We start from the raw sequence: 23,126 nt of genomic DNA on the forward strand, positions 1-23,126 counted from the left end.
CTCGGTGATTTGAGCCACCGCGTCCCGCTTGAAATCGTCACTGAAATTGCTCGTGCCCATCATGGCCTCCTTGCCTCAAAATTAGGGAAGAAGGCGTCTACAAATCTAGGGGCTATTCAGTGCATCTGAGGCGCTTGCCTTTCCATAAACTGCCCGCAACTCTTACAGAATTTATTCCGTAGCCAGACTTTAAGCAGCTTATGCAAACTAATGCTCATAAACAGCAAGGACTTAGATACATCGCGGGCAAATTCAGTTTTGTATTATCCATAGAGGGTATCCGAAGACGTGGTAGGGTGCGTCTCTATGTGGATGCCCATGATCACGAACAACATACACCACTTCTACTTTTCGTTTTCCTGCAACTAAACCACCTTTTGATCTAAAAAATAGTTCAAGGTTCTGAGTAAAATCTGAGATCATATCTATGTCTAGATTTACATCTTGAGAGAGAAAAAGAGGGTGTTCTTCGGACCCCAGAGAGCCATTTCGATCCCAGAAATTGTCAGAAAAATAATCGCGCATCGTACTCTGGTTGATTTCTTCTCGGAAGTCGTAGAGAAATCTATGTAAGGCTGTATACGTAGACCAGTTATCTACTCGATCTATCCCAGGCGGCATGTCACAGTATTTAATGTTGGATGCCAAAAGAAGTATTATGTCTTGATCGTTTCTATTGATTTTTGAGGCCCAAAATCTAAGTATTATTTCGTTTTTTTTGGAAATTTTTTCTAGAAATATTTCATTTAAATCGATAAATTCTCTAACAATTAGGTATTTAACGCCTTCTATTCCAGGGCGGATATCTTGATAGGCGTTTAACGCCTGTATGTATGACCAAACGCAATTTATTTTCTCAGTTTCGTTGTATTTGCCGGAGTCTTTAGAAACGGAAGAGTTAATTCCAAATTCAAATGGAAACTTATACGTTATTTTATCTATATCGAGTTTAATTCCACGTTTTTCGCGAAAATCAATTTGCTCGATATAAGAATTTAATCTTTGATGATCGACGTAAATAATTTCATTCATTAGAAACTCCATATTTACCGCTTAAATTGTAAATTTATTTCAGCTTATCCGTGTCGGAGAATTTGCTACTCTTTTTGAACTGAATAATTAAAATATGGCAAAAATAGTCGCATAAAAATAATAAGAATATTAAGTAGAATTGGGCAGCAGTTTATATTGTAATGATTTGCTCGAAATCAAATATATTATTTTTATTTTTTAAATTTTATGGATATGAATTGAAGTATTTTTACTATTAATACTCAACGTTACAAGAGTTGGGTTTGGTTGTTGGCCAAGCGAATGGCTTCCAATCGATATCATTTAGTGAGGTGATGCCGAGGAATTCTCGTTTGGCTTCCGGATTTTTCCTAACCGATGCGGCATACGATCCGAGATAGCTGGAAATATGGGATTCGACATATTGATCTAGCGACAGGAACAACTTTTGATCGTTACAGAAGCGATAGTGCTTGGCCCAACCATTTAAAGTACTTGAGACGCGGCTCAGAGTCGGGATCATCGCAAACTGACTGCGAAGTGGCTTGGACGCATCGCGGGAAAACTCTTTTCGAGATGCGTTGAGAATATCCAATATCTTCTGCTTGAGTTTTCCGACCGCTTTTCCATTCGGACGGATAAGGCCGTTCACAATTTCGATGCCCAGAAACTCAAATCCGGTCTCGAATGATCGGACACCTCCGGAAGATTTTTGCGCCGAAAACTCTAGCTGTAAATCGGAAAGCAAGCCTTCGGCTTTCCGGAAGCGCGCATTCGCGGCTCTCTCTGTGGGGGCTAGTATTATTATGTCATCGATGTAACGAAAGCAGGTACAATCTCCTTCATTCATTGACTTGTCGAATGCATGGAGGAGAATATTTCCAAGGAGTGGAGATAACGCACTCCCTTGTGCAACACCCATGTCTTCCCTTGGAAAGCGGTCAGCATCCGCTCCTAATTGTGCCGCGTTTTCCAATTCGACAGCCACACAGCTGTCAAACAATCCCATGAAATCTGATGCCTGAATTTCGTTGGAAATGATTTCCCGGACCGCGGATTTGCTGATCCTCGTGAAGAAGGCTGAGATGTCGGCGCATCGGACGTAGTTCAAGCCACTCTTCTTGGCATCGAGAATTTTGGAAATCGCCAAAGGTACGGCCGCCATTCCGTCGTCCGACTGCTTGGTGATCCCGCCGAAACTATAGGGTGTTACGATATAGGGCTTTAACGAGGGCTGTCTCAGAAGCTGGTCGAGCACCGCACGCTGGAGAATTCTGGTTTCGATAGGTGCGACGACGATGGGGCGAAAATCCCCCATAGACCCTTTGGGGACTTTTTTCCCCACAGACTTTCCGAAGACAAACGAACCATTTCGAATCTCACGTTGTATCTTCCGAATGATCTTATCGGCAGTCTTTTGGAATTCGATGATTTCCGTTTTTGTTGTATCCGAACGAGATTGAATTCCATTCGCATGGACTTTGTTCCATGCGTGTCGCAACGCAGGTTGCCGGGTGGTCTCTTCAAAAGGTTTGGAGTGTTTGCACTTTGACGTTGGCATGTGATCTTGTGGGTCCTGTTGGTCGCTATACCCGTCCGACCGCTGCGCTGAACTCTGCCGAGGTACCCTTCGGTCCTATCGGCGCATCACTCGCCAGCACGATTGTACGGACGTCGATGCTGCATCGGAATTCGAGTGCCCAGGACAAGCCTGCCAACACGATCCCTACCGCCAGAGAAATTCTGACGCGGCCCCAAAGATCAGAGCCCCGCCCGAGGCGTGCCGAGTTGGCACGTTTTTGCATGTCTCAAACATTCTTGCCTTCCTTCCTATCGGTACCCTTTTTGAGGGCGAAGGCAAGGCCGCCCGGCCACGCACCCTGGCCCCGCCCGAAGAATTAAAGCGACCAGCCGCCCAACAGGCCCCACGAAAGGAGAAAGCATCGGCTATAACGGTCATTCTGGACGGATCCTCGCTGAACTCTGCCGAGGTACCCTTCGGTCCTATCGGCGCATCACTCGCCAGCACGATTGTACGGACGTCGATGCTGCATCGGAATTCGAGTGCCCAAGACAAGCCTGCCAACACGATCCCTACCGCCAGATTCCAGCTTTTTAAAGGTAGTGTGATCGTTCCCGCTTGCAACCCCTGAAGGGAAGAAAGCAACAGCAAAATTCGGCCAATCTTCGGGAAACTGTTGAATGGTGCGAGTCGTCGAAATCGCTCCGACGGCGCTGTGCATTCGTACGCGAAGCAAAATGTGGGAAGAACGGCCCGCGTGCAACATCACGCGTGTTGTCTCCATGTTGCTTGCTGGAAGCGTGTTGCCCGATAAAGTTGAAAAGTGTTGACAATCACGCTTTAAAAATAGCGCATTACAATCATAAGGTTATGGCGGAGAGAGAGGGATTCGAACCCTCGGAACGCTTGCGCGCTCAACGGTTTTCGAGACCGCCCCGTTCGACCACTCCGGCACCTCTCCGCGGCACTTTGAGAAAAACGAGTCTCAAGTGGCGCGGAACATAGACAAGCTCTTCGCGCGCCGCAAGTGTCGAAATGCATTCTTCCCCACTGGTGCATTTTAGGGGCATCGCAGTTCTCCAGAGGCGACGCATCCGGCGTTTCGGTCGTCGGTTTTCTTTCCTTTGTTTTGCGATCAGCATTCCTTCATGTGTAAAAGGCCAACCTGAGTGCCTGGCCGCGCGACGCAAGGGCGAGACGGAGACTGCCCGAAAAGCCCATATTTCCGTTTGACATCGGACGCTCACCGACTATATTGCGCGGGCTCGAAAAGGTCCGCTTTTTCGGGCTCTCTCGTCGTTCAAGGCCTGGCGGGCTTTCCAAAGCTTCACGCAACCCGACGCAAAGACTTGTCAACCGGATGTCAATGACCGGAGGGACAGGCGCCTTGGTTCGATCTGAAAGCTGCCAGCACACCGGCTGTAATCCGGGGCTGGTACGTTCAAAAACGAAAAGAAGGACGTGCGCGACATGTTCGCAGTGATCAAGACAGGCGGCAAGCAGTACACTGTTGCAGCCGACGACCTCCTGAAGGTCGAAAAACTCGACGCCGAAGCCGGCAGCACCGTCACTTTCGACGAAGTGCTCATGGTTGGCAAGGGCGCGGATACCACCGTTGGCGCTCCGACCGTCGAAGGCGCCAGTGTTGTTGCGGAAGTGGTCGATCAGGGCCGTGGCCGCAAGGTTATCGTATTCAAGAAGCGCCGGCGTCAGAATTCCCGCCGCCGCAACGGCCATCGTCAGGCCTTCACCCTCGTCAAGGTGACCGACATCCTGACCGGTGGCGCGAAGCCGGCCAAGAAGGCAGCTCCGAAGAAGGAAGCGCCGAAGGCCGAGAAAGCCGCGGAAGAGGCCGCTCCGGCCGCAGCCGCAGCCGGCGACGACCTGAAGAAGCTGGACGGCGCCGGTCCGGCGGCCGTGAAAAAACTGAACGAGGCGGGCATCACCACCTTCGCTCAGATCGCGGCCATGTCCGCTGACGATGTCGCGCGCGTTGAAGAAGAGACTGGCCTGAAAGGCAAGTTCGAACGCGGAAACTGGGTTGAGCAGGCCAAGGAACTGGCGGGCAGCTAAGCCGCCGTTTCGTCCCTGTAAGAATTAAGAATTCGAAGAACGAGGAGTTCTAACGATGGCACACAAGAAGGCAGGCGGCTCGTCCCGCAACGGCCGCGACTCAGCAGGCCGCCGTCTCGGCATCAAGAAATACGGCGGGGAAGCTGTGATTCCCGGCAACATCATCGCGCGTCAGCGTGGCACAACCTGGCATCCGGGCACCGGCGTGGGCATGGGCAAGGACCATACCATCTTCGCGACCGTGGAAGGCAAGGTTGAGTTTCAGCCGAAGGCGAACAAACGAACCTACATTAATGTGGTCCCGGTAGCGGAAGCTGCGGAGTAAAGCCGACGTGAAGTTTCGAAACGCCGGCGTCCCACCAAGACCCCGGCGGTAAGAGACAGGTCAGCAACCACGACTGTCAAAATCCGGAGGGGGAGATGGGGCGCCATCTCCCCCTTTGATTTGTTTTGACTGGAGGTAAAGATGGTTGTTGAAAGCGATGGGTTGCTGGACGAGAGCAGTCTGAGCGCGGCCCCGTTGCCGCAGGAAGCGGTCCGCGTGCGGCTTGATACGCCGCGAGCGGACGATCTGGCCGATCTGGTGTTTCTGGCCAACAACAAGACCGTCGCGGCCAATCTCGCCGCGATGCCCCATCCGTTCAGGGCGGAAGACGGCCGCAAGCTGATCCAGCGGGCAAATGAAATCCGTGAAAATCACGCCCTTTTCGCAATCAGGTTGAAAAGCACGGGCCGGCTGATCGGGGTCGTCAAATACGCCTCGATCGAAGCGGGCTGTCCGCTTCATGTCGGCTACTGGCTGGGCGAACCCTTCTGGGGCCAGGGCTATGCCACGGAGGCGGTGCACAGCCTCGTCGATCATGCCTTCACCTACACCGACGCACACGAGTTGCAGGGGTCCTGCCGGGTCACCAATCCGGCGTCGCGCCGCGTGCTCGTGAAATCCGGTTTCCAGTACCGCGACCAGGCGATGATCCGCTCCGTCGGCGCCGGTGGACCCGTGCCGATCGAACGGTACTCGCTGGAACGGACCGTGTGGGATTCGCTGAAAGGCTGGGGGCAGGGCCGATGATTAGAATGCCGAACCTGAAAACGCGCCGCCTCATCCTGCGTCCGCTTCAGGAGCAGGACGCCGCGGCGATTGCGGACCTTGGCGGCCGCGACTTTGAAATCGTTCGTTGGCTGACCGGCGCTTCCTGGCCCTATGTCGAGGGCGAGGCGGAAAAATTCGTTGGCAAGATCGTCGGTTCCGATCCGTTTCAGACCGAAGCCGCCTTCGCGGTGACGCTTGGCGGTGTCTTTATCGGTGTCGTGGCCATCGAAGCCCCGGGCGACCTTCAGGACCTTCCGAACCTGCCGACGCTGGGCTACTGGATCGGCCGTGCGTTCCAGGGGCACGGTTACGCCAGCGAGGCGGTGGACGCGGTTCTCGACTGGGCCTTCGAGGCCTACGACACGGAGGCGATTGCCGCGCGCGCCTTCGAGGACAACACCCGCTCCCGCGCGCTGTTGCGCAAGCTCGGTTTCAAGCCTTTCTGCCTGACCGAACGTTTCGCCAAGGCGCTCGACCGCAAGGTTTCGAACGTGGTCGTGCGGCTGGAAAAGGCGGACTTCGAGGCACGGAAGGAACCGGCGTGATGCTGCCCGTCCTAAGAACGGATCGCCTCTGTCTCCGGCCGGTCGTAGCGGGTGACTTGCCTGAGATCACACGGCTAATCGGCGATTTTGCCGTTTCACGAATGTTGTCCGTGGTTCCGCATCCCTATTCCGTGGAGGATGCAGAAACATGGTTCCTGCAGACCGAGGGACAGACCGGGAACGGCGAGCGGGTCTTTGCGATTGAGCTGGACAGCCGGGCAGCCGGTGCCGTTTCGGTTGGAAAGCCCGCCGAAGCGCCGGAGTTCGGGTATTGGCTGGGCAGGTCTTACTGGGGCAGGGGCTTCATGACCGAGGCCGGGCGCGCCGCGCTGGCGTGGCTCTTTGAAACCACGGACACGCAAACGGTTATGAGCGGGGCGCTCGACGAAAACACGGCCTCTCTGAACGTCCTGTCGAAGCTTGGCTTTACCGGAGCGCATACGTATTCGCTTTCGGTCAAGTCGCGCGGTGAAACCTTGCCAGGAATGCGAGTGCAGCTCAGCCGCGAGCGGTTTGAAACCCTGAAAGGCGGGGCATCGTGAGCACGGTTTCAGTCAAAACCGAACGGCTCGTCCTCCGGGCACCCCGCCAGGAGGACCTTCAGGCCTGCGCGGCACTTCTTGGCGACTACGACGTCGCGAAGATGTTGTCGCGCGTTCCTTACCCCTACGATCTGGATCAGGGCCGGGTCTTCCTGAGCGACGCGGTCGCGCGATGGTCTGATTGGAAGGAGGCCGACGAGCTGAACTTCCATATTGACCATGAGGGCCGAATGATTGGCGGTACCAGTTTCAGAACATTGCGGGAGACCCCAAAGATCGGTTATTGGCTGGGGCGCCCGTACTGGGGCAAGGGGTTGATGAGCGAAGCCGCCGGGGCGGCGCTTGGCTGGCTGTTTGAGAACACAGCGCATGAGCGCGTTGCCTGCGAAGCCATGACGGAAAACCCGGGCTCCTTGAGGGTGGCGGAAAAACTCGGCTTCAAGCGTGTTGGTGAAGTAAGCTGCGCAAGCCTTTCCCGGGGTGCCAGCATGCCCGCCCTTCGCACGGAACTGACACGGGAAGATTTTCTGAACGGCCTTCGATCGGTCTGACGATCAGGGCCTGACAACAGGACAAAAGAGAAGAACAATGAAATTCCTCGATCAGGCCAAGATCTACGTGCGCTCCGGCAACGGCGGGGCGGGCTGCGTGTCGTTCCGGCGCGAGAAATACATCGAGTACGGCGGACCGGACGGCGGCGACGGCGGCAAGGGTGGCGATGTGATCGTCGAATGCGTCGACGGCCTCAACACGCTGATCGACTACCGCTACAAGCAGCATTTCAAGGCGGAAACCGGCATTCACGGCATGGGCAAGAACCGCACCGGCGCCCATGGCGGCGACGTCGTCCTGAAGGTACCAGTCGGCACGCAGATCTATGAGGAAGACAACGAGACCCTGATCGCCGACCTGACCGAACTCGGCCAGAAGGTCGTCCTTCTGAGAGGCGGCAACGGTGGCTTCGGCAACGCGCATTTCAAGTCGTCCGTCAACCAGGCGCCGCGCCGCGCCAACCCCGGCCTTGAGGGCGAGGAGAAATGGATCTGGCTTCGGCTGAAACTGATCGCGGATGCCGGTCTGGTCGGATTGCCCAATGCCGGCAAGTCCACCTTCCTGGCGACCGTCTCGGCGGCCAAGCCGAAGATCGCGGATTATCCCTTCACCACGCTCCATCCCAATCTGGGCATCGTCCAGATCGATGGCCGCAGCTTCGCCATGGCCGATATTCCGGGCCTCATCGAGGGCGCCCATGAGGGCACCGGCCTCGGCGACCGCTTCCTCGGCCACGTTGAGCGCACGCGGGTGCTTTTGCATCTGGTCGACGGCTCCGGCGAGGAGGACCCGGGCGAGGCCTACCGGGTTGTGCGCGGCGAGCTGGAAGCCTACGGCGCGGGCCTCACCGAAAAGCCCGAAATCGTCGCGCTTTCCAAATGCGACGCCTTGACGGAAGAACTGATTGCGGAAAGATCCGCAAGCCTCGAAGCCGCCTGCGGTCAAAAGCCGCTGATCCTGTCCTCCGCCAGCGGCCTCAACGTCGACCGGGCCCTGCGCATGATCCTGCGCGCCATCGACCGGGACAAGGAAGAAGCGGCCAATCAGGTGCCGGCCCCGCAAGAGGAAGGGTGGCACCCGTAATGTCATCCCCCCACCGTCTCGGTGCCTTCAACCGTATCGTGATCAAGATCGGCTCCGCCCTGCTCGTCGAGGAGGGGGAACTCAAGCGCGCATGGCTCAATGCCTTGATCGCCGATGTGGTTGCCTTGGCGGACGGCGGTGCGGAAACACTGATCGTCTCCTCCGGCTCCATTGCGCTCGGACGCGGCATTCTGGGCCTGCCGAAAGGTCCCTTGAAGCTGGAAGAAAGCCAGGCCGCGGCCGCCGCCGGCCAGATCGCCCTGGCGCAGGCCTATGCGGATGCGCTCGGCGCCCATGGCAAGAAGGCCGGGCAGATCCTGCTGACGCTGGGCGACACGGAAGAGCGGCGGCGTTATCTCAATGCCCGTGCGACCATCGGCACCCTTTTGAAGATGGGCGCCGTTCCCATCGTCAACGAGAACGACAGCGTCGCCACCTCCGAAATCCGTTATGGCGACAACGACCGTCTGGCGGCCCGTGTCGCAACCATGGCCAGCGCCGATTGTCTGGTGCTTCTGTCCGATATCGACGGTCTCTATACCGCCCCGCCCGCGCAAAACCCGGACGCGGTCTTCCTGCCGGAAGTTCCGCGTATCACGCCGGAAATCGAGGCGATGGCAGGCAGTGCCGGTTCGGAGCTTTCCAGGGGCGGCATGAAGACGAAAATCGATGCCGGCAAGATCGCGACGGCGGCGGGAACCGCCATGGTGATCACCTCGGGCAAGGAATTGCATCCGCTGAAACGCTTGGACGAGGGGGTGCGGGGAACATGGTTTCCGGCGCTCGACTCGCCTTCGAGCGCGCGCAAGGCCTGGATCGGCGGCCATCTGGAACCGCGCGGCGAGATCCGGCTGGACGCCGGGGCGGTCCGGGCGATGAAATCGGGCAAGAGCCTGCTGCCGGCCGGCGTCACGGCGGTCTCCGGAACCTTTTCGCGCGGCGACGCGGTCGTTCTGCTTACTCCGGAAGGACGGACAATAGGCCGGGGCCTGATCGCTTACGACATCGACGAGGCCCGTCTGATCGCCGGCCGCAACAGCCGGGAAATCGAGGCCATCGTCGGCTATCCGGGACGGGCGGAAATGATCCATCGGGACGATCTGGTTCTTGAAGATGCCTTTTTGAACGGAACAGGCTAAAACGCGTTGAATGAAGGCCTTCAAGGGCCGGAAACGGGGAGTTTAGAAGAATGCTGGACATGGTCGAGACAGGGACGACGGCGGACCTGATGGCGGAGATCGGACGGCGCGCCCGTGCCGCCGCGCGCATCCTCGCCACCGCTCCAGCGGAGGTAAAGAACAGCGCCCTGACCGCGATGGCGAAGGCCGTGCGCGAAGCGATGCCCGAGATCCTTGCCGCGAACCGGCTCGATGTCGAGGCCATGAAGGCCGGAGGACAAACGGCCGCCTTTCTCGACCGGGGCACGCTCAGCGAGGAGCGGATCGAGGCGATCGCGGGGGCGCTTGAGGACATCGTCAGGCTCGACGATCCGGTCGGCGGCGTCATCGCGGCCTGGGAGCGGCCGAACGGGCTCAAGATCGAGCGGGTTCGCACGCCGCTCGGTGTCATCGGTGTCATCTACGAGAGCCGTCCCAATGTCACGGCGGATGCCGGTGCGCTTTGTCTCAAGGCGGGCAACGCGGTCATCCTGCGCGGCGGTTCCGACACCATTCACTCCAACAAGGCGATCCATGCAGCCCTGGAACAGGGTCTGCGCGAAGCCGGCCTGCCGGCGGACGCCATTCAGGTCGTGCCGGTGACCGACCGGGCGGCCGTGGGGGAAATGCTGCGCGGGCTCGACGGAAACCTCGATGTCATCGTGCCGCGCGGCGGCCGCAGTCTTGTGGAACGGGTCCAGACCGAGGCCCGCGTGCCTGTCTTTGCCCATCTTGAAGGGATCGTCCATCTCTTCGTCGACAAGTCCGCCGAACTGGATAAAACGGTCGACATTGTCGTGAACTCCAAACTGCGCCGCACCGGGATCTGCGGCGCCCTGGAGACGCTGCTGGTGCATGAGGACGTGGCGGACAGCTATCTGCCGGCGATCGTCAGGGCGCTGCAGGAAAAGGGCTGCGAGATCCGCGGCGACGAGCGCGTGCAGGCGCTTTGCGGCGATACCGTACCGGCCGGCGAAGACGACTGGTCGACGGAATATCTGGACAAGATCCTGTCGGTGAAAGTGGTGCCGGACCTGGATGCGGCGATGGAGCACATCGCCACCTACGGCTCGAACCACACCGACTGCATCGTGACCGAAGACCAGGCGGCGGCGGACCGGTTCCAGCGGGAAGTGGATTCAGCCATTGTCCTGCACAACGCCTCCACCCAGTTCGCCGACGGCGGCGAGTTCGGCATGGGCGCGGAAATCGGCATCGCCACGGGCCGCATGCATGCGCGCGGACCGGTCGGCGTCGAACAGTTGACCAGTTTCAAATACAAGGTGCGCGGCACGAGCCAGACGCGTTCATGAGCCCACTGACCATCGGGTCCGGACTTGGCCGTGACTGGCTGAAGCTGCCGCATGCGGAGGCGGGCAACCGCATCGGCATTTTCGGCGGTTCCTTCAATCCGCCCCATTCCGGCCACCGGCTTGTCGCCCTCACCGTGTTGAAGCGGCTCGGGCTCGATCAGGTCTGGTGGTTCGTGACGCCCGGCAATCCCCTCAAGAGCCATTCGGATCTGGCTCCCCTGGAAATGCGCCTGCACATGACAAGCGCGCTGGCCGATCATCCGCGCATGAAGGTGACCGCCTACGAGTCGGTTCTGGGCACGCCTTACACCGCCAAAACGATCATGGCGCTGCGCGCGATGCGCCCGGCCGTGCGATTCGTCTGGGTCATGGGCGCCGACAATATGGCGGGTTTCCATCGCTGGCAGGACTGGCGCGCCATTGTCGGTTCCGTTCCGCTCGCCATTGTCAACCGTCCCGGCGCCTCCCTGTCCGTGCTCTCGTCACCGATGGCAAAAGCGTATGAAAAATATAGACTTCCTGAAGACGAGGCCGGTCTTTTGCCGGATATGGAACCTCCGGTCTGGACGTTTCTGCACGCGCCGCTGGACCCGGTTTCCTCGACCGAACTGCGGCGCGAACCGGCTGGAAGAAGAGCGGATTAGCCATGAAGTGCCGGCTGTCTTGAAAATGCCAAAGGGTAAGCGGTATGATAGGGGCGGTCGCGGAGAGCGCGGCCGAGGTACGGTCAACCGGTCCTGCATCCAAAACGGGTGACGTATAGTCGGACGTTCGGTTCGTGACGACGTTGGGCGCAGGACGGCAGAAACGGCGAAAGGCACTACACCTGACCATGACCTTTGAAAGTGGGCGGACAGCTATGTCCACTCCTGTACAGGCTTCCGTAAGCGCTGATCTTGCGGCAGACCTTCTCGATACGGTTCTCGCTAGTCTTGAAGATTCAAAAGCCGAGGACGTAACTACTCTCGACATCGCAGACAAGAGTTCCCTGGCCGATCACATGGTGATCGTGTCCGGACGTTCCCACCGCCATGTGGGCGCGATCGCGGACCATTTGCTGAAGGACCTCAAGTCGGCGGGCACCGGCCATGTCAAAGCCGAGGGCTTGAGCACATGTGACTGGGTGCTGATCGATGCGGGCGATGTGATCGTTCACATTTTCCGTCCGGAAGTGCGCGGCTTCTACAATCTCGAGAAGATGTGGGCGCCGGAGACGGACGAAGCGCCGCATTTTATCGGCTGAGCATTTGAGGTCCTGGACGTCAGGGCCTCGGTTTGCCGATGACGTAGAGTAAATTACCGGAGCGGGCTCCGGCGGGGAATTCATGCGCTTCACGCTATCCTGCATTGGCCGGATGAAGGCCGGTGCGGAACGAGATCTTCTCGACCGCTATCTCGACCGGGCACGCAAGACGGGCAGGGCGCTTGGCGTGACCGGGATCGCGCTTGTCGAAATACCGGAAAGCCGCGCCCAGAGGCCGGAGGCGCGCAAGGCGGACGAAGCCGGATCTCTTCTGGCGGGCATTCCGGCCGGAGCGCGCCTGGTCGTTCTCGATGAAAACGGCAAAAACCTGACCAGTCCGGCCTTTAGCGACAGGCTGGACACCTGGAAGAACGAAGGCGTTCCGGAAGTCGTCTTTGCGTTGGGAGGGGCGGACGGCCATGGCGCAGAGGTTCTGGCCAGGGCCGATCTGAAACTGGCGCTGGGGGCGATGACATGGCCACACCAGATCGCCCGCATTCTTCTCGCCGAACAGATCTACCGGGCGTTGACCATTCAGTCCGGCCATCCCTACCATCGGATCTGACCTTGCAACCGAGTTTTGCGAAGGTGGCTGGAGCGCAACCGGTTCTACGGGGCGCGTCATGCCGCGAGAGTTGACCGAGAAATGACCGACATACCGATCCTCACGACCGGCAGGCTGATCCTGAGGCCCATGCGCATGGCCGATTGGCCGGACTATCTTGCCTTCATGCGGACGGACCGCTCCGTCGGCATGGGAGGGCCTTTTGAGCTGAAAATGGCGTGGGCCCTGTTTTGCCACGATATGGCGCAGTGGCCGTTGATGGGCCATGGCGCGCTGATGCTTGAGGACAGGAAATCGGGGGATTGCCTTGGCCAGGTCGGCATAAACCATGGGCCGCTGTTTCCCGAACATGAACTGGGCTGGTTTGTCTATCCCCACGCCGAAGGCAAGGGTCTGGCGTTTGAGGCTGCGGAACGGCTCGTGGCCTGGGCGCGGGAGCTTCGCCAACTGCCCGGTCTTGTCAGCTATGTGGATCGCGACAATCTGCGTTCCAGGAACCTCGCCGAACGTCTTGGCGCCAGACTGGACGACCAAGCTGAACGGCCGGAGCCGGAAGACCTCGTCTACCGGCATTTCTAGAGACTGCTGCCATGAAAGTGCCTTTACCCGGGGTTCATGCCTTGCCCGTTGCCTGAAAGCTGCATCGTCCGCTCCGCACCCTTTTGCCGATGAAGCGCATTGTGAAGTCCGTGGAATGCGTCAATATGCCGAAAATGGCCGGTCTGCCCGTATGTCGCCTCATTCACGCCGTAACGAAAGACTGGGGCGGAAGGACTTGTGGGAGCTTCCGCCGGTCGGCCGGACAAACAAGGTAAACGGTTCGTTAACGCTGTATGTGTAAACCGCATAGGTTGGTAACCTTTTGGAGCTTGGGCAGGGTGAAGCCGGATCGCATCAGGGTCATGCGTTCAGGACTTGAGATGCGGAAAACCAGACCGCTCTTGAGTGCGGCTGTTTTTGCTCTGTGCCTTTTGCCGATGCACGCGGTGGCGACGGAAAACGCCGACGAGGCGTCCGAGGCGAACGCCACCGAAACTGCCGGCGTCTCGCCGGAAATGGGCGCCGTTCTCAACCGGAAGAAACAGCGCGAACAGGAACTGGCGGCCCTTTCCCAGGACATAGATGTGTCCTCCGACCGCCAGGCCGCCATTGCGCGGGAAATCCGGTCCCTGGACCGGGACCGGGAAACGCTGAACGCGAAAATCATCAGCACCTCCGACACGATCAAGGGACTGGAAACCGAACTGAGCGCCACGGAGCGCCGGCTGAGGAGCCTGGGTGAGAACGAAGACGCGGTGCGTCTGTCGCTCATCGCGCGCCGCGACGTATTGTCCGAGGTGCTGGCCGCGCTGCAGAGGATCGGCAAGCGCCCGCCACCGGCCCTGGCCGTTCGGCCGAGCGATGCCCTGTCGGCGGTGCGCAGTGCGATTCTCCTCAATGCGGTCATGCCCGAACTGAAGGTCGAAACGGAAGCGCTTGCCGCCGACCTGGAAGAGTTGCACCGCTTGAAAGCGGTGATCGCAGAGGAAAAAAACCGGCTTCGCGGCGATGCCATGCGGTTGGCTGAGGAAAAGTCCCGTCTTGAGCTTCTCTTGAGCGCGAAAAGGCAGGAGTATTCCAAATCGGTGCGAAGTCTGGAGCAGGAAAAGCGGCGGGCTGAGGAATTGGCCGAGCGGGCCGGGTCGCTCAAGGACCTGATCGCGGGCCTTGAAGCCGAGATAGACAGCGCGCGCGAAGCGGCGGAAAAATCGCGCAGGGCGGCTGAAGAGGCCAGGCGGAATGCCTCGCGCAATTTTGATCCGTTTTCTGATCCGGGAAGACTGGCTCCGGCGATTCCCTTCCAGGAGGCGAAAGGCCAGCTTCCGCAGCCGGTTTCGGGAACAGTGCTGAAAGGGTTCGGTGAGGAAGATGAATTCGGTGGAGAGACGGAAGGACAGTCTATCGCCACAAGGCCGGGATCTAATGTAACCTCGCCGGCGGATGGCTGGGTGGTCTATTCGGGACCGTTCCGTTCCTTCGGCCAGCTGTTGATCTTGAATACGGGCGACGGCTACCATGTGCTCCTGGCCGGGATGGACCGGATCGATGCGGAACTGGGGCAATTCGTTCTTGCCGGGGAACCGGTTGGCGTTATGGGCGCGACCCAATGGGCGAGCGCTTCGACATTCGGCTTGGGTTCGACCCAGCCGATACTATATGTAGAATTTCGGAAGGACGGCCGCGCGATCGATCCCACGCCTTGGTGGGCGCGCACAGAAGAAGAAAAGGCTCGCGGATGATACGGAAAGCTTCTCTGCTGCTGGTCGGTGCCCTGATGGGAGCCGCGGCGGTGACGACAATGACCCAGGTGCCGATCAACGTGTCGGTGGCCGCAAATGCCGCGGCGACGGACACCTACCGGCAGCTCAACCTTTTCGGTGATGTGTTCGAAAGGGTTCGCTCGGACTATGTGGAGGTTCCGGACGACGCCCAGCTGATCGAAAGCGCCATCAATGGCATGCTGACATCCCTTGATCCGCACTCCAGCTACATGTCGCCGAAAAGCTTCCGCGACATGCAGGTGCAGACACGCGGCGAGTTCGGCGGTCTTGGCATCGAGGTCACCATGGAAGAGGGCCTCGTCAAGGTCGTCTCCCCGATTGACGACACGCCCGCAGCGAAGGCCGGCGTTCTGGCCGGCGATCTGATCACCTATATCGACGGCGAACAGGTTCAGGGCCTGACCCTGAACGAAGCCGTCGAGAAAATGCGTGGCCCGGTCAACACGGACATCATCGTTACCGTCCGGCGCAAGGGCCGCGCGGAGCCGTTCGACATCACCATCACGCGCGACATCATCCGCATCCGCTCCGTCCGCTGGCGTGAGGAAGACGATGTCGGCTACATCCGCGTCACCCAGTTCAACGAGCAGACCTTCGACGGCCTGAAGGAAGGTATCGAGGAAACCACGGCCAAGATCGGCGAGGACAAGCTGAAAGGCTACATCATCGATCTGCGCAACAACCCGGGCGGTCTTCTGGATCAGGCCATCGCCGTGTCCGACGCCTTCCTGGATCGCGGCGAGATCGTCTCGACCCGCGGACGCGAAGCCGAAGAGACCCAGCGTTACAACGCGCGTGCCGGCGACCTCACCAACGGCAAGCCGGTCATCGTGCTGGTCAACGGCGGTTCGGCCTCCGCGTCTGAAATCGTCGCGGGCGCGCTGCAGGATCACCGCCGGGCGACCATCCTCGGGACGCGGTCCTTCGGCAAGGGCTCCGTGCAGACCATCATCCCGCTCGGCGCCAATGGCGCGATCCGCCTGACGACGGCGCGCTACTACACCCCGTCGGGAACCTCCATTCAGGCCAAGGGTATCGTGCCGGACATCGAGGAACTGCAGGAACTGCCGGAAGAACTGGTCGGCCGGGCCGAAACCAAGGGCGAAGCCGGTCTGCGCGGCCACCTGGAGGCTGACGGCGAGGAAGAATCCGGCAGCCAGGCCTATGTGCCTTCGGACCCGGAGGACGACAGCCAGTTGAACCTGGCGCTGGACCTGCTGCGCGGCATTCAGGCGAACAGCGCCTTCCCGCCGGTCTCCGACAGCGCGGCTGTCAAAAACTGACCTTTAAGGCGTGCCGGCCCTCGTCCGGCACGCGTATTTCCGTTCTCGTTCTGCGTAATCCGTAACCAAAAAACGCCGGCTCCCCGCCGGTCATAAGGCTCAGGACGGCATGTCGAGCGAAGATCTCACAGCTCCCCTAGGAATGGGAAAACGGCGGCTGGTCCGGCTGCCGTTCGGCCTGATCGGTGCCGGTCTGTTGAGCGTGCTGGCGACGACCATACTTGTCTGGATCGTCGTCGTGGACGATCCCTACGGCGGCGAACCGGTGGCCGTTCTTCCGCTCGACGCGATTGTCGAGGGCGTGACGTCCCAGGACATCGAGGTTGTCGAGATTCGCCCGGGCATCGGCGAGGATCTCGGTCCCAACCTTCGCCCTGGGTCCGACAAGGATCTCCTCGGACCGCGCTACGAGATGGTTCAGCGGCCTGACGGGCGCGGTCCCGAGGAACCGGTGACGGAGTTGTCCATCAATCCGGATACCCGTGTCATAGAACGCACCGACGTCGGTTTCCTGCCGAAAATCAGCGATGCCGGCGTGCGTCCGCTCGACGCCTATTCCCGGCCGGTCGTGCGCGAGTTTACCTCCATTCCGAAAATCGCGGTGATCGTAAACGGCCTGGGACTGAGCGAGACGGGAACGCAGAATGCCATAGACCGGCTGCCGCCGGATGTCACCTTCGCCCTGGCGCCCTATGGCCAGGACCTGGATCTATGGATGCAGCAGGCCCGCACGAAGGGGCACGAACTCCTGCTGCAACTGCCGCTCGAGCCGTTCGATTTTCCCGACAACGATCCCGGTCCCCACACGCTTCTGGTGAGCCTGAGGCCGGATGAAATGGTCAACCGGCTGTCGTTTTTGCTGACGCGCGCCACCAATTATGTCGGAACGATCGCGGATATGGGCGCACGTTTCACGTCGACCAAGCCGTCCATGGACTTCCTACTTGGCAAGCTGAAAGAACGTGGGCTGATGTTCATCGACAACGGAACGTCGTCGCGCAGCATCGCGTCGGAAGCCGCGAACGAATCCCGGACGCCCTTCAGCGGCGTGGACGTGGTGCTCGATGAAGTGCCGAAGGAAGACAGCATCGACGCGAAACTGTTGCAGCTCGAAGGCGTTGCCCGGACCAGAGGCGTTGCGGTGGCGGCCGGTTCGGCGCTTCCCGTCACTGTTCGCCAGCTTGAAAAGTGGGTAAGAGACCTGGAAGAGCGCGGGTTGCAGCTGGTGCCGATCAGCGCAACCATTGACCGATAGTCCGGGACCATGCCCGAGGTATTGAAACAGGTGATTGCGTGACAAAGTTAGAACTCGGGCCGGGTTTTCCGGAACCGCAGGAAGGTCTGCCTTATCGACCCTGCGTCGGTATCATGTTGATCAATCCGGAAGGCAGGGTCTGGATCGGAAGCCGGGACGACGGCGCGAACACCTCGATTTACGAATACTCCTGGCAGATGCCCCAGGGCGGCATCGACAAGGGCGAAACGCCCGAGCGGGCGGCCCGGCGTGAACTTTACGAGGAAACATCGGTTCGCTCCGTCACGCTCCTTGAGGAAGCCCCGGAGTGGTTTGCCTACGACTATCCGGAGGATGTCGCGCGCTCGACCCGCAAGGGGAAATACCGGGGCCAGGCGCAGCGCTGGGTCGCCTATCGCTTCGACGGCCGGGAAGACGAAATCGACATTCTGACGCCGCCGGACGGCCACACCGCCGAATTCAGCGCGTGGCGCTGGGAAGCGGCCGCCCGCCTGCCGGAGCTTATCGTCCCCTTCAAGCGCCCGGTCTACGAACGCGTGGTCGCGGCCTTTTCCCATCTGACGGCCTGAAGAGGGGGCGGGCGCTTCAGCCGGTTCCCGGCTCCTCCAGTACAATGCTGCGGTTTCCCGCCGTCGCGGGTATGGCACTTGCACCGGGCACTGCCGAGCTCCCTCTTCCATTGTGAGAGGGCTGGGGTGAGGGGGCAAACCCCCGAAAATGTCGGAGAGGTCCAAACCCCTCTCCCGGCGCGAGTGCCGGCCTGTCCCCATGGGAGAGGTGCCTCTGCGGCAATCAAAAACGCTCTCGATCAGGCGCAACTCCCTTGAGAGGAAAAAACCGGATACCAACGTCTGTATGGACAATCCCGCGTAACGTCCGCTAGTCAGCAATGTCTCTTGGTTTCATGTCGTTTTTGAAACAGACAGGCCCGGAGTGCATCGCTACGATCCCGGCCAGCGAAAGCGGTTCGGCGGTGCGAAGGGCGGTCGGACCCGCGTGAAGAAGAACTGGGGCGCACGGGCCTTTCCTCCGGCGGTCCTGAGAAATTTGGAGGGACGTCAATGTCTTTCGGCAAGGGGCTTTCCAGAAAGCCGTCCCAGCCAAAAGGGCGCCAACTGGAAGATGAGGCCTTGAAAGAGGTTCAGGTTCTTCTGGGCGAAGAGCCGCGTCGCCGCGATTTGCTGATCGAACATCTGCACAAGATCCAGGATGCTTTCGGCTGCCTGGAAGCCAGGCACCTGAAGGCACTCGCGGAGGAGATGCGCCTGTCGCAGGCGGAAATCTACGAGGTCGCAAGTTTTTATCATCACTTCGACATTGTCCGCGAAGGCGAAGCAAAACCCGCCCCGGTGACGGTCCGGGTGTGCGACAGCATTGCCTGCGCCTTGAAAGGCGCCGATGAACTCGCCGCGACGCTCAAAGCCGGCCTCGACCCGGCCAAGGTCCGCGTCCAGAAAGTCGCCTGCATCGGCCGCTGCGCCGGTGCCCCCGCCGTACAGGTCGCGAAACAGGCGGTCGACAATGCCACGGAACTCTCGGTGCGCGCCGTCTTGTACGAAGGCGGCGGCGCTCCCGTGATCCCGGAATACGTTGCCTTGGAAGCTTACCGGGCCGATGGCGGTTACAGGCTGCTGGAACGGGTCCGGGCCGGGGAATTCGACGCGGTTGGGGTGGCCGACAAGGCGCTTGAGGCGGGTCTGCGCGGACTGGGCGGAGCCGGATTTCCGACCGGCACCAAGTGGAAGATCGTACATGATCTGCCAGGCCCGAAATATCTTACCATCAACGGCGATGAAGGCGAGCCGGGCACGTTCAAGGACCGCTTTCACCTGGAACGCGATCCGCACCGCCTCCTGGAAGGGGCGCTGATCGCGGCGCATGCCATCGAGGCGGAGCGCATCTACCTTTATATGCGCGACGAGTATCCGGCGGTTCTGGAAATCCTGAAAACGGAAATCGAGGCCTTGCGCTCCGCCGGGATCATCAACTCCATCGACATCGAACTGCGCCGGGGGGCAGGGGCCTATATCTGCGGCGAGGAGAGCGCGATGATCGAATCCATCGAAGGCAAGCGCGGCCTGCCGCGTCACCGTCCGCCCTTCATCGCCCAGGTAGGCCTCTTTGGCCGGCCGACGCTCAATCACAACGTCGAAACGCTTTACTGGATCCGCGACATTCTGGAAAAGGGACCGGAGTGGTTCGCGTGCCAGGGCCGGCGCAAGTCCAAGGGCTTCAGGTCCTTCTCGGTGTCCGGCAGGGTGAAGCAACCGGGCGTCAAGCTGGCGCCCGCCGGCATCACCATGAATGAGTTGCTGAACGAGTTCTGCGGCGGCATGGAAGACGGGCACCGTTTCAAGGGCTATCTGCCGGGCGGCGCGTCCGGCGGTATCCTGCCGGCATCCCTGGCGGACGAGCCGCTCGATTTCGGCACGCTCGACCAATACGGATGCTTCATCGGCAGCCACGCTATCGTGGTCTTCTCCGACCGGGACGACATGCGCGAGGTCGCGCTCAACCTGATCCGCTTCTTCAAGCATGAAAGCTGCGGCCAGTGCACACCCTGCCGCTCGGGTACGGAAAAACTCGAGACGATGCTGGCGGACGGTGACTGGAATGAGGACAAGATCGCCGATCTGGAGGCGGTGATGCGGACGGCTTCCATTTGCGGTCTCGGCCAGGCGGCCAGCAATCCGGTAGCGTCCGTGCTAAGGTTCTTCCCGGAGGAGTTCGAGACATGACCGAGATCGCATTCTCCCTCGATGGCAAGACGGTCACGGCCCGTGACGGTGAAACCATCTGGCAGGTGGCCAAGCGCGAAGGCGTGGCGATCCCCCATCTCTGCCACAAGGATGCGCCGGGTTACCGTTCCGACGGCAATTGCCGCGCCTGCATGGTGGACATTGAAGGCGAGCGCACGCTGGCGGCCTCCTGCATCCGCAAGCCGTCCGAGGGCATGGTCGTCCAGACGGCGACTGAGCGGGCCGCCAAGGCGCGTGAAATGGTGTTCGAACTGCTGGCGGCGGACCAGCCGCCCAGGGACGCGCATCCCGACCCCGAGAGCGATTTCTGGAAATGGTCCGTGGCCGCCGGGGTGACGGAAAGCCGTTTCGCACCATGCGAAAAGCCGGCGCAGGACATTTCCCATCCGGCGATCGCCGTCAATCTGGACGCCTGCATCGCCTGCAACCTGTGCGAACGCGCCTGCCGGGAAGTCCAGGTCAACGACGTCATCGGCATGGCCGGCCGAGGGTCGGAAACGATACCCGTCTTCGATCTCGCCGATCCCATGGGACTGTCCAGCTGCGTGGCCTGTGGCGAATGCGTTGCCGCCTGTCCGACCGGCGCGCTCATGGAAAAGAGCCTCCTGGACGAAACGGCGACAAAAAGGGCGGTTTATCCGGAAGAGACCGTCGACAGCGTCTGCCCGTTCTGCGGCGTCGGCTGTCTCACGACGGTGTCGGTCAAGGACGGCAGGATCGTCAAGGTCGACGGACGCGACGGTCCCGCGAACGAAAACCGGCTTTGCGTGAAGGGCCGCTTCGGTTTCGACTATGTCTCGAGCCCCGAGCGTCTCACCAAACCGCTGATCCGCCGCGACGACGCACCGAAGCGCGGCGACATCGCCATGAGCCGGGGCAATTATCTCGACTATTTCCGCGAGGCCACCTGGGACGAGGCGCTGGACCGAGCCGCAGGCGGTCTGAAAGCGGTCTATGAGGCCAAGGGCGGTGCGGGCATCGCCGGGTTCGGCTCTGCCAAGGGCTCCAACGAAGAGGCCTATCTCTTCCAGAAACTGATCCGTCAGGGCTTTCAAAGCAACAACGTCGACCACTGCACCAGGCTCTGCCACGCCTCCTCCGTGGCGGCCCTCATGGAAGGGATCGGTTCCGGAGCGGTGACCGCACCTTTCAATGCGGCGGAAGACGCAGACTGCATGATCGTCATCGGCGCGCGGCCCGAACAGAACCACCCGGTGGCGGCGACCTATCTCAAGCAGGCGGCCAAGAACGGCACCAAGCTGATCGTGATGGATCCGCGCGGCCAGGGCCTGATGCGCTTTGCCGACTACGGCCTGATCTTCAAGCCGGGCACGGATGTCGCCATGCTCAACGCGATCCTCAATGTGATCATCTCGGAGGAGCTTTACGACAGCCAGTATATCGCCGCCCATGTCGACGGCTTCGAGGCGCTGAAGGAAAAGATCCGGGACTTCACGCCCGAGGCGATGGAGCCGGTCTGCGGCATTGACGCGAACACCCTGCGCGAGGTCGCGCGGCTGTACGCGACCAGCCAGAAGTCGATCATCTTCTGGGGCATGGGCGTCTCGCAACACGTTCACGGCACCGACAATGTCCGCTGCCTGATCGCCATGGCGCTGACCACGGGCCAGATCGGCCGTCCGGGAACCGGGCTTCACCCCTTGCGCGGCCAGAACAATGTCCAGGGCGCTTCGGACGCGGGGTTGATCCCGATGGTCTACCCGGACTACCGCTCCGTCGAAAACCCGGACATCCGTGCCGAATTCGAGGACGCCTGGGGCCGGACGCTCGATCCTGTGCGCGGCCTGACGGTGGTCGAGATCATGGACGACATTCTCGCCGGCGGCGTCGAGGCCATGTATGTCCAGGGCGAAAACCCGGCCATGTCCGATCCGGACCAGACCCACGCCCGCAAGGCGCTTTCAAGCCTGAAACATCTGGTCGTTCAGGACATTTTCCTGACCGAAACCGCCTGGCACGCGGATGTGATCCTGCCGGCCTCCGCGCATGCGGAAAAGCTCGGCACCTTTACCAATACCAACCGCCAGGTCCAGATCGGCCGACCCTGCGTCCCGATGCCGGGCGAGGCGCGGGCCGACTGGGAGTTGCTGATTGAAATGGCGAACCGCCTCGGCCTCAACTGGTCCTACGAAGGGGTGCCGGAGATCTACGCGGAAATGTGCTCCCACATGGCGTCCTTCGACAACATCACCTGGGAGCGGCTGGAGCGAGAGGGCACGGTCACCTACCCCTCGGACGCTCCGGACAAGCCGGGCAACGAGATCCTGTTCGGCCAGTCCTTCCCGACCGCCGATGGCCGGGGCCGGATCGTGCCGACGGATCTGGTGCCGCCCGACGAAGTGCCGGACACCGACTTCCCGCTGGTGCTGACCACCGGACGCATGCTGGAACATTGGCACACGGGCGCCATGACCCGGCGGGCAACCGTGCTCGACGCGATCGAGCCGGAACCGGTCGTGTCCATGAACCCGCGCGATATCAAGCTTGGCGGTCTGGAAATCGGCCAGAAGGTCAGGGTGGAAACAAGGCGCGGCGCGATCACGCTGACCCTGCGCGCCGACCGCGACGTCTCCACGGGCATGCTGTTCATCCCGTTCTGTTTCTATGAGGCCCCGGCCAACTTCCTGACCAACCCGCAGCTCGATCCCTTCGGCAAGATCCCGGAGTTCAAGTTCTGCGCGGCCCGCATCGCACCGGCCGCGGAGGTGCAGGCGGCGGAGTAGGGCAGGGCCGGCGTCCACGAACCGGGTCAGCAAATGGACTGCGGACTGGAGGCTTTCCCTGGCCC

Annotated in this window: 21 protein-coding genes and 1 tRNA gene; 19 read left to right on the forward strand and 3 right to left on the reverse strand. The window is 60.4% G+C overall.

The genetic code is table 11. The annotated features are described in order from the left end of the window. Positions 1-252 precede the first annotated feature (252 nt). From JF539_RS00005 to JF539_RS00015, 3 genes are all read right to left on the reverse strand, one after another. The gene (locus JF539_RS00005) at positions 253-1,032 is read right to left on the reverse strand and encodes a hypothetical protein (protein WP_207137832.1); all 780 of its coding nucleotides are present in this window, start codon (positions 1,030-1,032) and stop codon (positions 253-255) included. A 235-nt stretch (positions 1,033-1,267) separates the two neighbouring features. Beyond that, positions 1,268-2,572 carry a reverse transcriptase domain-containing protein gene (locus JF539_RS00010; protein ID WP_207137834.1) on the reverse strand — a complete coding sequence of 435 codons (1,305 nt, stop codon included), beginning with the start codon at positions 2,570-2,572 and terminating at the stop codon, positions 1,268-1,270. Between the two features lie 832 nt (positions 2,573-3,404). Continuing rightward, positions 3,405-3,494 (reverse strand) — tRNA-Ser (locus JF539_RS00015). A gap of 509 nt (positions 3,495-4,003) precedes the next feature. Here JF539_RS00015 and JF539_RS00020 point away from each other — a divergent pair. The 19 genes from JF539_RS00020 (at position 4,004) to fdhF (ending at position 23,061) form a co-directional block, all read left to right on the forward strand. Further along, the gene (locus tag JF539_RS00020; RefSeq protein WP_207137836.1) at positions 4,004-4,606 is read left to right on the forward strand and encodes a 50S ribosomal protein L21; all 603 of its coding nucleotides are present in this window, start codon (positions 4,004-4,006) and stop codon (positions 4,604-4,606) included. A 55-nt stretch (positions 4,607-4,661) separates the two neighbouring features. Continuing rightward, complete coding sequence (rpmA, locus tag JF539_RS00025; protein ID WP_207137837.1) at positions 4,662-4,931, forward strand: 50S ribosomal protein L27; 270 nt, start codon at positions 4,662-4,664, stop codon at positions 4,929-4,931. Positions 4,932-5,072: 141 nt separating this feature from the next. Beyond that, the gene (locus JF539_RS00030; RefSeq protein WP_207137839.1) at positions 5,073-5,678 is read left to right on the forward strand and encodes a GNAT family N-acetyltransferase; all 606 of its coding nucleotides are present in this window, start codon (positions 5,073-5,075) and stop codon (positions 5,676-5,678) included. Next, positions 5,675-6,244, forward strand: a complete 570-nt coding sequence (locus JF539_RS00035; RefSeq protein WP_207137841.1) for a GNAT family N-acetyltransferase — start codon at positions 5,675-5,677, stop codon at positions 6,242-6,244. Before JF539_RS00030 ends, JF539_RS00035 begins: the two co-directional genes overlap by 4 nt. Further along, positions 6,244-6,786 carry a GNAT family N-acetyltransferase gene (locus JF539_RS00040; RefSeq protein ID WP_268957506.1) on the forward strand — a complete coding sequence of 181 codons (543 nt, stop codon included), beginning with the start codon at positions 6,244-6,246 and terminating at the stop codon, positions 6,784-6,786. Before JF539_RS00035 ends, JF539_RS00040 begins: the two co-directional genes overlap by 1 nt. Beyond that, positions 6,783-7,337 carry a GNAT family N-acetyltransferase gene (locus tag JF539_RS00045; RefSeq protein ID WP_207137845.1) on the forward strand — a complete coding sequence of 185 codons (555 nt, stop codon included), beginning with the start codon at positions 6,783-6,785 and terminating at the stop codon, positions 7,335-7,337. Before JF539_RS00040 ends, JF539_RS00045 begins: the two co-directional genes overlap by 4 nt. Before the next feature lie 37 nt (positions 7,338-7,374). Next, a complete protein-coding gene (gene obgE, locus JF539_RS00050; RefSeq protein ID WP_207137847.1) occupies positions 7,375-8,421 on the forward strand; it encodes a GTPase ObgE in 1,047 nt (348 codons plus the stop codon). Then, complete coding sequence (proB, locus tag JF539_RS00055; protein WP_207137849.1) at positions 8,421-9,560, forward strand: glutamate 5-kinase; 1,140 nt, start codon at positions 8,421-8,423, stop codon at positions 9,558-9,560. The genes obgE and proB overlap by 1 nt, the downstream gene beginning before the upstream one ends. 50 nt (positions 9,561-9,610) lie before the next feature. Then, on the forward strand, positions 9,611-10,891 hold the full coding sequence (locus JF539_RS00060) for a glutamate-5-semialdehyde dehydrogenase (protein WP_207137850.1): 1,281 nt from the start codon (positions 9,611-9,613) through the stop codon (positions 10,889-10,891). Next, positions 10,888-11,535 (forward strand): nicotinate-nucleotide adenylyltransferase, encoded by a 648-nt coding sequence (locus tag JF539_RS00065; protein ID WP_207137852.1) that lies wholly within the window; start codon positions 10,888-10,890, stop codon positions 11,533-11,535. Before JF539_RS00060 ends, JF539_RS00065 begins: the two co-directional genes overlap by 4 nt. A gap of 215 nt (positions 11,536-11,750) precedes the next feature. Continuing rightward, the gene (rsfS, locus tag JF539_RS00070) at positions 11,751-12,134 is read left to right on the forward strand and encodes a ribosome silencing factor (protein WP_207137860.1); all 384 of its coding nucleotides are present in this window, start codon (positions 11,751-11,753) and stop codon (positions 12,132-12,134) included. A gap of 82 nt (positions 12,135-12,216) precedes the next feature. After that, the gene (gene rlmH, locus JF539_RS00075) at positions 12,217-12,699 is read left to right on the forward strand and encodes a 23S rRNA (pseudouridine(1915)-N(3))-methyltransferase RlmH (RefSeq protein WP_207137862.1); all 483 of its coding nucleotides are present in this window, start codon (positions 12,217-12,219) and stop codon (positions 12,697-12,699) included. 81 nt (positions 12,700-12,780) lie between these two features. Continuing rightward, the gene (locus JF539_RS00080; RefSeq protein WP_207137864.1) at positions 12,781-13,278 is read left to right on the forward strand and encodes a GNAT family N-acetyltransferase; all 498 of its coding nucleotides are present in this window, start codon (positions 12,781-12,783) and stop codon (positions 13,276-13,278) included. 341 nt (positions 13,279-13,619) lie between these two features. Beyond that, positions 13,620-14,978 carry a murein hydrolase activator EnvC family protein gene (locus tag JF539_RS00085; protein ID WP_207137865.1) on the forward strand — a complete coding sequence of 453 codons (1,359 nt, stop codon included), beginning with the start codon at positions 13,620-13,622 and terminating at the stop codon, positions 14,976-14,978. After that, on the forward strand, positions 14,975-16,303 hold the full coding sequence (locus tag JF539_RS00090; RefSeq protein WP_207137868.1) for a S41 family peptidase: 1,329 nt from the start codon (positions 14,975-14,977) through the stop codon (positions 16,301-16,303). Before JF539_RS00085 ends, JF539_RS00090 begins: the two co-directional genes overlap by 4 nt. 109 nt (positions 16,304-16,412) lie before the next feature. Next, complete coding sequence (locus JF539_RS00095; RefSeq protein WP_209016928.1) at positions 16,413-17,558, forward strand: divergent polysaccharide deacetylase family protein; 1,146 nt, start codon at positions 16,413-16,415, stop codon at positions 17,556-17,558. A gap of 38 nt (positions 17,559-17,596) precedes the next feature. Continuing rightward, complete coding sequence (locus JF539_RS00100; protein WP_207137869.1) at positions 17,597-18,127, forward strand: RNA pyrophosphohydrolase; 531 nt, start codon at positions 17,597-17,599, stop codon at positions 18,125-18,127. A 492-nt stretch (positions 18,128-18,619) separates the two neighbouring features. Further along, complete coding sequence (locus tag JF539_RS00105; RefSeq protein ID WP_207137871.1) at positions 18,620-20,296, forward strand: NAD(P)H-dependent oxidoreductase subunit E; 1,677 nt, start codon at positions 18,620-18,622, stop codon at positions 20,294-20,296. Next, positions 20,293-23,061: a formate dehydrogenase subunit alpha gene (gene fdhF / locus JF539_RS00110; RefSeq protein ID WP_207137873.1), complete on the forward strand. Its 2,769-nt coding sequence runs from the start codon at positions 20,293-20,295 to the stop codon at positions 23,059-23,061. Before JF539_RS00105 ends, fdhF begins: the two co-directional genes overlap by 4 nt. Positions 23,062-23,126: the final 65 nt, after the last annotated feature.

The sequence above is a fragment of the Roseibium aggregatum genome, assembly GCF_017309185.1.
Taxonomy (GTDB): Bacteria; Pseudomonadota; Alphaproteobacteria; order Rhizobiales; family Stappiaceae; genus Roseibium; species Roseibium aggregatum_B.